General features: G+C 69.1%; 11 protein-coding genes. 4 read left to right on the top strand and 7 right to left on the bottom strand.

Translation table 11 applies throughout. From position 1 onward, the window contains the following. The gene (locus ACAM55_RS23195; protein WP_369653777.1) at nt 1–210 is read left to right on the top strand and encodes a zinc-finger domain-containing protein; all 210 of its coding nucleotides are present in this window, start codon (nt 1–3) and stop codon (nt 208–210) included. Further along, entirely contained in the window at nt 207–617 is a 411-nt protein-coding gene (locus tag ACAM55_RS23190) for an ABZJ_00895 family protein (RefSeq protein ID WP_369653776.1), read from the top strand. Before ACAM55_RS23195 ends, ACAM55_RS23190 begins: the two co-directional genes overlap by 4 nt. On the opposite strand, the gene ACAM55_RS23185 is transcribed toward ACAM55_RS23190, so the two are convergent. The 7 genes from ACAM55_RS23185 to ACAM55_RS23155 form a co-directional block, all read right to left on the bottom strand. Next, entirely contained in the window at nt 618–1,871 is a 1,254-nt protein-coding gene (locus tag ACAM55_RS23185) for an O-antigen ligase family protein (RefSeq protein ID WP_369653775.1), read from the bottom strand. Between the two features lie 59 nt (nt 1,872–1,930). Further along, nucleotides 1,931–3,124, bottom strand: a complete 1,194-nt coding sequence (locus tag ACAM55_RS23180) for an ATP-binding protein (RefSeq protein WP_369653774.1) — start codon at nt 3,122–3,124, stop codon at nt 1,931–1,933. Nucleotides 3,125–3,127: 3 nt separating this feature from the next. Beyond that, nucleotides 3,128–3,850 carry a response regulator gene (locus tag ACAM55_RS23175; RefSeq protein ID WP_369653773.1) on the bottom strand — a complete coding sequence of 241 codons (723 nt, stop codon included), beginning with the start codon at nt 3,848–3,850 and terminating at the stop codon, nt 3,128–3,130. Then, nucleotides 3,847–5,553, bottom strand: a complete 1,707-nt coding sequence (locus tag ACAM55_RS23170) for an NAD(P)/FAD-dependent oxidoreductase (protein ID WP_369653772.1) — start codon at nt 5,551–5,553, stop codon at nt 3,847–3,849. Before ACAM55_RS23170 ends, ACAM55_RS23175 begins: the two co-directional genes overlap by 4 nt. Before the next feature lie 6 nt (nt 5,554–5,559). Continuing rightward, nucleotides 5,560–6,405 carry a beta-ketoacyl synthase chain length factor gene (locus ACAM55_RS23165; RefSeq protein ID WP_369653771.1) on the bottom strand — a complete coding sequence of 282 codons (846 nt, stop codon included), beginning with the start codon at nt 6,403–6,405 and terminating at the stop codon, nt 5,560–5,562. Then, complete coding sequence (locus ACAM55_RS23160) at nt 6,402–7,604, bottom strand: beta-ketoacyl-[acyl-carrier-protein] synthase family protein (protein ID WP_369653770.1); 1,203 nt, start codon at nt 7,602–7,604, stop codon at nt 6,402–6,404. Before ACAM55_RS23160 ends, ACAM55_RS23165 begins: the two co-directional genes overlap by 4 nt. 143 nt (nt 7,605–7,747) lie before the next feature. Then, nucleotides 7,748–9,133 (bottom strand): AmpG family muropeptide MFS transporter, encoded by a 1,386-nt coding sequence (locus ACAM55_RS23155; RefSeq protein WP_369656462.1) that lies wholly within the window; start codon nt 9,131–9,133, stop codon nt 7,748–7,750. Nucleotides 9,134–9,190: 57 nt separating this feature from the next. On the opposite strand from ACAM55_RS23155, the gene ACAM55_RS23150 reads away from it, so the two are divergent. After that, entirely contained in the window at nt 9,191–10,054 is an 864-nt protein-coding gene (locus ACAM55_RS23150; protein ID WP_369653769.1) for a M48 family metallopeptidase, read from the top strand. A 121-nt stretch (nt 10,055–10,175) separates the two neighbouring features. Beyond that, nucleotides 10,176–11,888, top strand: coding sequence for an allophanate hydrolase (gene atzF, locus ACAM55_RS23145; protein WP_369653768.1), 1,713 nt, complete (start codon nt 10,176–10,178; stop codon nt 11,886–11,888). Nucleotides 11,889–11,893 lie beyond the last annotated feature (5 nt).

Here is an 11,893-nt window from a genome sequence, read left to right as displayed (position 1 = left end):
ATGTCCACCAACGCAGTCGTCGAACTCCTGGCCCGCGAGCTCAATCATCAGGGCGGCGTGTTCTGCCCCAGCCCCAAGGCCGACATGAAGCTCTGGAACACCCATCCCAAGGTCTACCTGGACGTGGCGCGCACCGGTGAAGCCAAGTGCCCCTACTGCGGCACCGTCTACCGCCTGAAGGCGGGCGAGACGGTGTCGTCGCGGCATTGAGCGTTCGCGGCCTGCTGGGCCGTTTCGGCGCCGGCTACCTGCTCCTGCTGGCCATCCTCGGGCTGGCGCTGAACCTGTTCGGCGTCAAGGCCAACGCGGGCGTCAACACGGCCGCGCTGCTGGGCGCCGTGATGTGGGCGTGCCTGACCTTCGGCAAGAAGAACGGCCGCTACCTCGCGCGCGACGAAAAGACCCGCGCCGTGCTCGGCATGATCGCCATCGACCTCGCTATCCAGGCCGCGGTTTCGGTGTCGGCGGCCCTGGCCGCCGGGGCTTCGGTGTTGCAGCTGGGGCCCATGCTGCTGGTGCTGCTTTTCGTGGGGCTGCTGCACGCCGGGGTGATCTACTTTTTCGTCGGCATGGCCGGCCGGCAGTTCGCGGCGGCCGAGGCCAGGCGCCGCGGCTAGCTAGGCGGCTTGCGGGGCCGCCTCGGGCGCGATGCGGCGTGCCGGCCACAGGTCGCGCCAGGGCTGCGCATCCCGCGGTTCCTGCGCGAGCCGCAGGTAGACCATCGCGATCCACAGCAGCGCCAGGCCGATCTGCGCGTCGCGCATCGCCGAGTTCACGCTCGACGCGATCAGCGCGATCAGCGTGGCGGCGAGCGCGTAGCGGCCCGCGATGTCGGGCCTTTTCCACGCCTGCCAGACGGCGCCGGCCATGATGACCAGCAGGCTCAGCAGGGCCGGCAGGCCCCCCTGCGCGCCGACCCACAGGAAGTCGTTGTGCGGCATGTTCGAATCGGCGAAGAGCGCCGGGCCGCGCTTGTGCCATTGGTCGGTCCAGCCGCCGATGCCCCAGCCGGTGAGCGGCCGGTCGGCGATCATGAGGCCGGTGTCCCGGTACATGTAGTAGCGGATGACCCAGCTGCCCTTGAAGATCGCGCCGGCCTGCGCCTTCTCGATTTCCTCGATGCCGGTCTCGACCTTGTGCTGGAGCTGCGGCAGCTGATAGAGCCCGGCCGCCAGTACCACGGCGCCCAGCACCAGCGCGCTCACCAGCATCTTCAGGTGACTGCGCCATTGGTGGATGCACACCACCGGAATCACCAGCATCAGGGCGAGCACCGAGGTGCGCGAGGTCAGCGGCAGCGCCACCACCAGGCCCAGGCCGAGCATCAGCACGAAGGCGGGGACGGCGCGCAGCGGCCGGTGCGCGGCGATCTGCGCAATGCCCCACACGGCGGCCGTGGACGCCACCACGCTGAAAAGCAGCGCGTTGCTGATCGACTTGTTGCCCACTTCCATGACCACCGCGCGCAGCGGCGACCAGATCGGAAAGCCGATGGCGTAGTAGGCCACGATCAGCAGGACGTTCAGCGCCGCGATCAGCAGGAAGCCGCGCAGCGCCCAGATCGCCTCTTCGCGCGTGAGCGCCATCGCCATCAGGATCGTGAGGCCGATGCGCAGCCCGTGGAACAGGTTAGAGCCGGTTTCCGGGTAATGCGGCCCGAAGGCCAGCACGATGAAAGTCCAGGCCAGGTACGCCACCACCGGCCACCACAGCGGGTTGGCGCGCAGCCGCGCGAAGCGCTCGCGGTATCCACCGGCCAGTCCCATGGTGGCGAGCAGCAGCAGGGCCGAAAGGTAGGTGACGCCGACGGGCATGAACACCACCAGCCCCCAGAACATGGCCGCGGGCCTGACGATGTGCGATCTCTGCATAGGGGCGGGATTTTAGGTGGGCCCCGCGGGCCCAACCTGACTGGGCGCCGGTCGCCCGGTCAGCTGCCGCTGGCCACCGGCAGCCGGATGACGAAGCTGGCGCCGCCGCCCGGCCGCTCTTCGCAGCGCACGCTGCCGCCGTGCCGCTCGGCAATCGACTTCACCAGCGCCAGCCCGAGGCCGACGCCGCCGTTGCGCTCGCTGGCGCCGGGCAGCCGGTAGAAGGGCTCGAAGATGCGTTCGCGCAAGGCGGCCGGCACGCCGGGGCCCCGGTCGTTCACGCGCACGGTGGCAAAGCCATTGGCGCTGCCGAGTTCGACCGAAATTTCGCCGGCGCCATAGCGGCGGGCGTTCTCGAGCAGGTTGCGGATCGCGCGGCGCAGCAGGCGCGAGACGCCGGGCACGGTGAGCTTGGCGTTGTCGGTGCCTTCCACCAGGTCGAGCTCGGCATCCACCTGCGAGCACTCCTCGGCCGCAAGCCCCGTGAGGTCGACCGCCTCGATGGTGCCCATGTCGGCCTCGCTCGCATCCAGCCGGCTGGCCAGCAGGATCTCGTCGATGAGCTGGTCGAGCTCGCCGATGTTGCGCGAGATCTCGTCGCGCGCGGCGGGGCTCGGGCGCTCGCCCATCAGCTCCAGGCCCATGCGGATGCGGGTGAGCGGCGAGCGCAGCTCGTGCGATGCGTTGGCCAGCAGCGATTTGTGCGAGCGCACCAGTTTTTCGATGCGTTCGGCCGACGCGTTGAAACGTTTGGAGAGATCAGCCACTTCGTCCTGCCCTTCTTCGGTCACGCGCACCGAGAGATCGCCTTCGCCCCAGCGCTGCACGCCGCGCTGCAATGTTTCCAGCCGCTGGGTGAGCCGCCGCACGATGGGGTACACGCCCAGGGCCACGGCAATGCCCACGAGCGCGATCATCCAGCCGAGCCCGAACGGCGTGCGCCAGGGCGCGAACCCGCCGCCGGGGGGGCGGTCGCGCGGCGCCACGCGCAGCGTGATGGCCTTGCCGTCGCTCAGCGTCACGTCGAACTCCAGGCCCTGGCCCGGCACCCGAAGGGCCTTGCCGCTGCCGATGGGCCGGTCCTGCGCGTCGAGCACCACCACGTTGCGCGGCACTGGCGCCAGGCGCTCGCGTTCGGCCTCCGCCGCCTCGCGCACGATCCAGTTGGCCATCAGCGTGAGGATGACGACGCCGCCCACCACCGCGAGCCAGATGCGCACGTACAGGTGGCGCGAATACAGATTGCGCAGCATCGATCAGTCTTGCTGCTTGGCGAAGACGTAGCCCACGCCGCGCACGGTGAGGATGCGCTTCGGGTTCTTGGCATCGACTTCGATCGCGGCGCGGATGCGGCCCATGTGCACGTCGATCGAACGGTCGAAGGCTTCGAGCTCGCGGCCGCGCACGGCTTCCATGATCTGGTCGCGCGTGAGCACGCGGCCCGCGCGCTCGGCCATGGCCACCAGCAGGTCGAACTGGTAGGAGGTGAGGTCGGCCAGCGCGCCGCCCACCGACACGGTGCGCGCGTTGCGGTCGATCTCGAGCGTGCCGAAGCGCATCACCGTGCTGGCTTCGGTGTCGGTGGTGTTCTCGCTGCGGCGGCGCAGCACTGCGCGGATGCGCGCAAGCAGCTCGCGCGGCTCGAAGGGCTTGGGCAGGTAGTCGTCGGCGCCGATCTCCAGGCCGATGATGCGGTCCATCGGGTCGCCCTTGGCGGTGAGCATCAGCACCGACACCTTCGAGGCGGGAGCGGGCAGCGACCGGATGCGGCGGCAGATCTCGAGGCCGTCGGTGTCGGGCAGCATCAGGTCGAGGATCACCAGGTCGGGCGCGTGCTGCTGCAGCAGCACGAGGCCGCTGGCGCCGTCGCCGGCGTGCGAGAAGAGGAAGCCCGACTGCGTCAGGTATTCGCCCACCATCTGTGCCAGGCGGGCGTCGTCTTCGATCATCAGGAGTTGGGGGGTGCTCATGCGCTTCATGGTCGTCCAAGGGGGGCAACGGGGCTTGAACGCTCCGTAAAGTTGGGTAAACCCGGCTTCCGGATGTCAACCGGGGGTGCCGCGAAAAGCATGGCGCCGGCCGGTGCATCGGCCGGCGGCGTGGCCATGGTTTCCTCGAGGATGGCGGGCAGGTTGCAACCGGCCAGCGCCGCATTGTCCGCCCGCGCCCGCGCCAGGATTTCGCCGGCCAGCTGGCGCAGCTGAAAGGTCGAAGCCCGGATGCGCGCCTTGAAAGCGGCGTCATCGAGACGCGGATCCTTGAGGCTGCGGTTGAGTTCGGCGAACCACGGCATGGCGGCCTGGTCGAGCATGACCGGGGCGTTGCGCCTCGGGCTCGCGGCGGACCATGCGCGCAGCAGCTGCTGCACCGCCAGGTTCAGGCGCTGGCAGTGCTGCAGCTCTTCCTTCAGGCTGCCCAGCAGCATCAGGTCGGTGAGCCGCTGCTGAAAGAAGATCTGCGAGAGCACGCCCCAGTAGTAGGCGTAGTCCCAGATCACCTTCACCGGCAGCACCTCGGGGTCGCCGAACAGCGGGTACTGGTCCTGGTAGAGCGCCAGCGTGCTTTCGTAGAAGGAGTGGTAGATCTGGTCGTAGAGCTGCGCCCGTGCTTCGAGCGAACGGCCCGCGCGGTCGTGCGCCACCAGGTCGGTGATGTAGGTGTTGCTGATCGCGATGAAGTCGCTGCCCGGCGAATAGAACGGGTCCAGGAACAACCCCGCTTCGCCCGTCAACGCCCACCGCTGGCCCGAGAACACCTGTTTGCAGCCGTGCGAGAAGTGCTTGAGGAAGGCAAAGTCTTGCAAGAGGTGCCGCTTGCCGTCGAGCGCGTCGTAGAGGCGTGGCTGGTAGGTGGCGAACCACCGCATGGCTTTTTCGAAGGTGTCGATGGTGTCGAGCGGATGCAGCTTCGGGTCGGCCACGATGCCCACCGAGTGCGAGCCCGAGGCCAGCGGAATCAGCCAGGCCCAGTAGCCGGCGCCTACCAGGTGGTTGGTCGAGAGCCAGCGTGCCTGGGGATCGCAGCGCTCGCGCCAGGCCGTGTCGTCGCTCCATTCGTCGATGGAAATGCGCTCGCCGATGCGGAACCACACGGCATTCACGCCGTGCGCGTTGGCCTCTGCGAGTCCGAGCTTGCGCTTGAGCAGGCTGGCGCGGCCGCAGGCATCGATCAGCCAGCGCGCCTCTGCGCTGTGGGTTTCGTCGCCGCGCGACCATTCCAGGCGGTGCGGCGCATCGGTGCCCTGGGCCAGGTCCACGCGGCGCACCAGCGCGGCATCGTCGAAGCGCACGCCGCGCCGCACGGCCTCCTGGGCGAGGTAATTCTCGAAGATGCCGCGGTCGATCTGGTAGCTGGGGACTGCCAGGTAGCGGCTGGCGCCGATCTCGGTCACCTGGTCGATGTCGCGCCGGCCTTCGCTGAAGAAGAAACGGAAACCGAACTTGCGCAGCTGCGCGCTGTCCATGTGGAGCTTGAGGCCCAGCACCGTGTCGAAGTAGTGCGCGCCGATCTCCACCGACGATTCGCCCACCTTGTGGGCGGCATGCGGCACCGGATGGCTGCGCCGTTCGAGCACCAGCACGTCGATGTCTTCGAACCGCTGCTTGAGCTGCAGGGCCAGGGTGAGCCCCGCGAGCCCGCCGCCCATGATCACTGCGTCATACCGTTGCGCAGTGCCGGTCATGGAGCTTCAGTCCCGGACCTGCCGCAGTTGCAGCCGCAGCGAAAGGGCCGAAGACAGGGGCAGCTCGAGCGGCGGCGGGTCGTCCTCCACGCGCGCCAGCGATTCGAACAGGCCGAGCGCGTGGGCCATCGGATTGATGTGCGCCAGCGTTTTCGCGGCATCGGAAGAAAGCGGCGCCGGCACGGTGCCGCCGCCGTCTTCTTGCAGCGACCAATCGAGAGAGGCCACGGTGCGCGCCGTGCGTTCGGGCGCAATCACCAGCGCCACGGCCAGCAGGCCCTGGCTGTCGGTCACCGAGGTCAGCGCACCCACGGTGGGCGTGTCGTAGCCCACCAGCAGCACCGGCGACTGGTCGGCCGCGCACTGCACCGCCGCTTCGAGCAAGCCGGCGGCAAAGCTGTTTTCGTAGGCCGAAACCGAGTTGCTGGCGGCCATGCAACCCGTGCCGATGGTCCAGTAGCCCACGGCCGCGTTGTGCACCGAATTGTGAAAGCGCGTGGGCGACAGCACCGTGGGGTCGGTGGCCAGCGTGCTGCACATGTAGTCGTTGATCGAGAGATCGCCATGGGCCGACACGAACACGCAGGGCACGTCGGCCGCGTTGCGGCCCGACCCCGCCATCGATGCCGCGGCCACCTCGAGCGCCAGCGCAACGGTGTCGGGCGCGCGGCGGCGCTCGGCCGGCGGCAGCACCTGCGGCGACGGGCGCTTGGCGGGCGGGTCGGTCAGCGTGCCTTCGCCGCGGAAGGCGGCGCGGGCAGCGTCCCAACCCGGCAGGGTGGGCGTCCAGAAGGCCGGGCCTTCGACGTAGAGAGTGGGCGGCTTTGGAGCCTGGTTCGCGGTGACGGTCATTGGGTTGCCTTGCCGAACACAAGCGAACAGTTGTTGCCGCCGAAACCGAAGGAGTTGGTCAGTGCGTAGCGCACCTCGCCCTGCGCGGGCTGGAGCTTGATCTGCGGCCCGAAGCCCGTGTCGAGCTGGTTCGTGTTCACGGTGCCCGGCATCAGGCCGCGCTCGATCGCCAGCAGGCTGATCACCGATTCGACGATGCCCGCCGCGCCCAGCGTGTGGCCCATGAAGCCCTTGGTCGAGCTGGCATGGGTGCGGGCCGGAAAGCGCCGTGCCACCAGCGCGCCTTCGACCTCGTCGTTCTTCTGGCTCGCCGTGCCGTGCATGTTGATGTAGTCGATGGCATCGGGCGCCAGGCCCGCGCGCGCCAGCGCCTCGTCGAGCGCGCGTTCGGCGCCCAGGCCCTCGGGGTGCGGCGTCGACATGTGGTGCGCATCGCTGGCTTCGCCGTAGCCGAGCAGCCGCAGCGGCGCGCCGGCCTCGTCCTGCACCCGCTCCACCAGCGCAAAGCCGGCCGCCTCGCCGAGGCTGATGCCCTTGCGGCCGGCGTCGAAGGGCCGGCACGGTTCGTTCGACACCAGTTCGAGCGAGTTGAAGCCGAACAGCACGCTGCCGCACAGCGTGTCGACCCCGCCCACCACCGCGGCGTCGGCCAGCCCGAGGCGGATCAGCCGCTCGGCCGAGGCAAACACCTTGGCGCTCGACGAACAGGCGGTCGAAATCGTCTCGCTGGGCCCGTTGAGCCCGAGCACCTGCTGCACGAACATGGCCAGCGAGTGCGGCGTGTGCACCGCCGCCCGGCGCTGGTGCGGGGGAAAGAGGCCATCGGCATCGAGCTGCGTATAGGCCAGCTCCGTTTCGCCGATGCTGGACGTCGAGGTGCCCAGGATCAGCGCGATGCGCGAGGCACCGTACCTGGCCCGCGCGGCCGCCACGGCTTCAAGGAACCCGTCCGCATGCAGGCCCAGCCAGGCGAGCCGGTTGTTGCGGCAGTCCCAGGAAGCCAGCGCTTGCGGCAGGCGAATGTCTTCGAGCCCGTCGACCCGGCCGATCCACGTGGGCAGCGGTGCATCGCCGAAATCGTTGGCGCGCAGGCCGCTGCGCGACTGCGCGAGTGCCAGGGCGAGCGGCTCCTTGCCGACGCCGACGGCCGAAGTGGCCGTGTAGGCGCTGATCTGAAGAGGAGAAATGCGGGGCGGCACGTTGCTTGTGGGGTTGCAGGCAGAAGGAGGAAACGCTTTTGTATAAGCGAAGCGAAAGGTAACCGGAAAGGTAAACGAATTGTGAAAGCCTACCAGTTGAGCGGGCCGGGCCGCGTCAGCTGTTTTCCTATAAGGCCCGTGCTCTATTGACGCTCGGCGGGGCCTGTGGTCGTGGTGATGCGGGCGGCCAGCGCCACCAGCAGCAGCACCGGCAGGCCCAGGAGGGCGGTGGCGGTGAAGAACTGGGCGTAGCCGTAGGCGTCGACAAACACGCCCGAGTAGCCGGCAATGAACTTCGGCAGCAGCAGCATCAGCGAGCTGAACAAGGCGTACTGCGTGGCCGAGTAGCCGATGTTCGTCAGGCTCGACAGATAGGCGATGAAGGCCGCCGAGGCAATGCCGCCCGCCAGGTTGTCGGCCGACACCACCGCGATCAGCGCCGTCAGGTCGTGCCCGCGCGAGGCCAGCCAGGCAAAGAGCAGGTTGCTCGCGGCGCTGAGCACCGCGCCCAGCATGAGCACGCGCATCACGCCCAGGCGCATCGACAGCACGCCGCCCACGAAGGCGCCCGCCAGCGTCATGACCACGCCGTAGATCTTGCTCACCGTGGCCACTTCGTCCTTGGTGAAGCCCATGTCCACGTAGAAGGGGTTGGCCATGATGCCCATCACCACGTCGCTGATGCGGTAGATGGCAATCAGCGAGAGAATCAGCGCGGCCTGCCATTTGTAGCGGCGGATGAAGTCGGCAAAGGGCTCGATCAGCACGCTTTGCAGCCATTCAGCGGCGTTCCTTGCCTTGGGCAGCACGCGCCGCACGGGTTCGGGCGACAGCAGCACCGTGAGCACGCCGACCGCCATCGAGGCCGCCATCACCAGGTAGGCCGTTTTCCAGGCGCCGTTCTGGTAGGCCGCCGCACCCGTGGCGGCCGCGGCCGGGGCCACCTCGGCCCAGGCCGCGACCCACAGCACGCCGGCGCCGGCCCAGATCATCGCGAGCCGGTAGCCGGTCTGGTAGGCGGCCGCGAGCGCGGCCTGCTTGCGGGTTTCGGCCGATTCGATGCGAAAGGCGTCCAGCGCAATGTCCTGCGTGGCCGAGCCGAAGGCCACCAGCAGCGCGCACCAGATCAGCGGCACGAGGCCCTGGCGCGGGTCGTTCAGCGCCATGCCGACAAGCCCCGCGATCACCACCCCCTGCGCCAGCAGCAGCCAGCCGCGCCGGCGGCCCAGCAGCGTGGTCAGCGGCGGCAGCGGAAGCCGGTCGACCAGCGGCGCCCAGACCCACTTGAAGCCGTAGGCCAGCCCGACCCAGCTCAGGTAGCCGATGGTGGTGCGGTCGATGCCCGCTTCGCGGAGGCGGAAGCTCAGCGTGCCCAGCACCAGCAGAAGCGGCAACCCGGCCGAAAAGCCGAGCGCCAGCATGCGCAGGGTGGCGGGCTCGAGATAGACCTTCAGCGCGTCGCGCCAGGGCAGGGAAGAGGCGGTGGGAGTTTCGGCAGGCTGGGCAGACATGAACCTCGGATTGTCCATGAGGGTGCGCTTGGCGCCGAGCGGTCTTTTTGCCACGTTTGTTCCTATGATCCGCGCATGTGCACACGATGCGATTCCTTCGTTTCTTCCGCGGCTTTGGCTTCCCGCTCCTCGGCCTGGCAGCCGCGGCGGGCTTTTCTGCTTGCGGCGGCCGGCGCGGTGCTCACCGGCCCGGCGCTGGCGCAGGTGAACGTGGGCAATGCATCGATGGCGCGCAACCTGGTGCCGGCCGACCGGATCGAGGCCGCCGGCGTGCAGCAGTACGGCCAGTTGCTCGAAAAGGCGCGCGCCAAGAGTGCGCTCGCCGGCGACGGCAACGCGCAATTGCAGCGGCTGCGCACCATCGCAAACCGCCTGATTCCCTTCGCCACGCCGTGGAACACGCGGGCGCGCCAGTGGAAATGGGAGGTCAACCTCATCGGCAGCAAGCAGATCAACGCCTTCTGCATGCCCGGCGGCAAGATTGCTTTCTTCAGCGGCATCCTCGAACAGCTCAAGCTCAGCGACGACGAGGTCGCCATGGTGATGGGGCATGAGATGGCCCATGCGCTGCGCGAGCATGCGCGTGCCCGCCTGGCCAAGAGCGCCGGCACCGGCGCCGCGCTCTCCATCGGCGCGCAGCTGCTGGGGCTCGGCCAGATGGGCGACCTGGCGGCCCGTGCCGGCACGCAGCTGCTCACGCTGAAGTTCAGCCGCAGCGACGAGACCGAGGCCGATCTCGTGGGCCTGGAGCTCGCGGCCCGCGCGGGCTACGACCCCCAGGCCTCGGTGTCGCTCTGGAAGAAGATGGCCGCGGCGTCCAAGAACCAGGGCGGACTGAGTTTTCTGTCCACCCATCCGAGCGGCCCGGACCGCATCCAGCAGCTCGAAGCCAATCTGCCGAAGGTGGAGAAGCTTTACCGAGACGCCAAGCGGGGCTGATGCATGACTCCCTCTCCCGGAGGGAGAGGGAGCAACGCCCAGGTACGACTTCTGAACGGCGGCCCCTGATCCGCCTGGCACATTGCTTGCATCTCGACTTGTACACAAGTTTGGATGCCTGATGATGGTGCATGAAGAAAACGGATCGCCTGCCGCGGCGTGGATCGCACGCTTCGCGCAGCCCGTGCCCGGCGCGGACACCGGCAACCGGCCGCTCGCCGGCCTGCGCTTTGCCGTCAAGGACAACATCGACGTGGCCGGCGAGCCCACCACGGCGGCCTGTCCGGCCTTCGATCGCAGGCCCCCGGCACATGCGGCGGTGGTGCAGAAACTGCTCGATGCCGGTGCATCGCTGCTGGGCAAGACAAATCTCGACCAGTTCGCCTGCGGCCTGAACGGCACGCGCTCCCCCTACGGCGAAGTGCCCAACGCCTTCGACCCGCGCTATGTCTCGGGCGGCTCCAGCTCGGGTTCGGCCTACGTGGTGGCCACCGGCGAGGTCGATTTCGCGCTGGGTACCGACACCGCGGGCTCGGGCCGGGTGCCTGCCGGGCTCAACAACATCGTCGGCATCAAGCCTTCGCGCGGCCTGCTGAGTGCCTTCGGCGTGGTGCCCGCCGCCCAGAGTGCGGACTGCGTGTCGATCTTCGCGTGCACCGTGGCCCTGGCCGTCGACGTGCTCCTGGCGGCCGCCGGGCCCGACGCGCGCGATCCCTATTCGCGGGAACTTGCGCTGCGCAGCGACCCGTTTCCCTCCGACTTCCGCTTCGGCGTGCCCGACACGTTGAGCTTCTTCGGCGATGCCGTGGCCGAAGACGCCTTTCGCGATGCGCAGGCCCGGCTCGTTGCCCTCGGCGGCACGGCCGTGGCGATCCCCTACGCGCCGCTGGCCGAAGCCGCCGCGCTGCTCTATGAAAGCGCCCTGGTGGCCGAGCGCTATGCCGCAGTGCGCGAGTTCTTCGATGCGCACGGCTCGCAGGTGATCGAACCGGTGCGCGGCATTCTCGAGAGCGGTCGCGGCTACGACGCCGCCGACGTGTTCGAGGCCCAGACCCGGCTGCGCGCGCTCGCGCAGCAGGCCGAGCCGATGTGGCGCGGCATCGACCTGCTGCTGGTGCCGACCGCGCCCACGCACTACACGCGCGAACAGATGCGCGCCGACCCGGTCGTGCTCAATCGCAACCTTGGCGCGTACACCAACTTCGTCAACCTGCTCGACTACGCCGCCATCTCGGTGCCGAGTGCGCTGCGCGCCGACGGCCTGCCCTTCGGCATCACGCTGATCGGCCCCTGCGGCAGCGATCTCGCGCTGGCCGAGCTGGGCCAGCGCTACCACCATGCCACCGGCCTGCCGCAGGGCGCGACGGGATTGCCGCTGCCCGAACCCAAGCCCGTGCCTGGCCTGGGTGCTCCGTCGGCGCAGAGCATGCCCATCGCCGTCGTCGGCGCGCATCTTTCGGGCATGCCGCTCAATGGCCAGCTCACCGAACGCGGCGCCACGCTGCTGCGCGCCACCACCACCTCGCCGCGCTACCGCCTGCATGCGCTGCCGGGCACCGTGCCGCCCAAACCGGGGCTGCAGCGCAGCGCCACCGGCGGAGCGGCCATTGCGCTCGAAGTGTGGTCGGTTCCCGTCACCCAGGTCGGCAGCTTCCTGGCCCTGATTCCGCCCCCGCTGGGCCTGGGCAGCGTCGAGCTTGCCGACGGCAGCTGGGTGCACGGCTTCATCTGCGAGGGCCATGCACTGGCCGATGCGGAAGACGTGAGCCACCACGGCGGCTGGCGCGCCTACATCGCGAGCCGCACCGCTCCTTCCCAAGCCATTCCAACCTGACCGAT

Source organism: Variovorax sp. V213, assembly GCF_041154455.1.
GTDB lineage: Bacteria > Pseudomonadota > Gammaproteobacteria > Burkholderiales > Burkholderiaceae_C > Variovorax.
The sequence above is the reverse complement of the archived record's forward strand: the minus strand, read 5'-3'. Positions and strand labels throughout refer to the sequence as shown.

Excerpts from the sequence above, each read along its gene's own strand:
- ACAM55_RS23165 (WP_369653771.1), bottom strand. The coding sequence starts at position 6,405 with ATGACCGTCACCGCGAACCAGGCTCCAAAGCCGCCCACTCTCTACGTC.
- ACAM55_RS23170 (WP_369653772.1), bottom strand. The coding sequence starts at position 5,553 with ATGACCGGCACTGCGCAACGGTATGACGCAGTGATCATGGGCGGCGGG.
- ACAM55_RS23175 (WP_369653773.1), bottom strand. The coding sequence starts at position 3,850 with ATGAAGCGCATGAGCACCCCCCAACTCCTGATGATCGAAGACGACGCC.
- ACAM55_RS23185 (WP_369653775.1), bottom strand. The coding sequence starts at position 1,871 with ATGCAGAGATCGCACATCGTCAGGCCCGCGGCCATGTTCTGGGGGCTG.
- ACAM55_RS23180 (WP_369653774.1), bottom strand. The coding sequence starts at position 3,124 with ATGCTGCGCAATCTGTATTCGCGCCACCTGTACGTGCGCATCTGGCTC.
- ACAM55_RS23195 (WP_369653777.1), top strand. The coding sequence starts at position 1 with ATGTCCACCAACGCAGTCGTCGAACTCCTGGCCCGCGAGCTCAATCAT.
- atzF (WP_369653768.1), top strand. The coding sequence starts at position 10,176 with ATGATGGTGCATGAAGAAAACGGATCGCCTGCCGCGGCGTGGATCGCA.
- ACAM55_RS23155 (WP_369656462.1), bottom strand. The coding sequence starts at position 9,133 with ATGGACAATCCGAGGTTCATGTCTGCCCAGCCTGCCGAAACTCCCACC.
- ACAM55_RS23150 (WP_369653769.1), top strand. The coding sequence starts at position 9,191 with ATGTGCACACGATGCGATTCCTTCGTTTCTTCCGCGGCTTTGGCTTCC.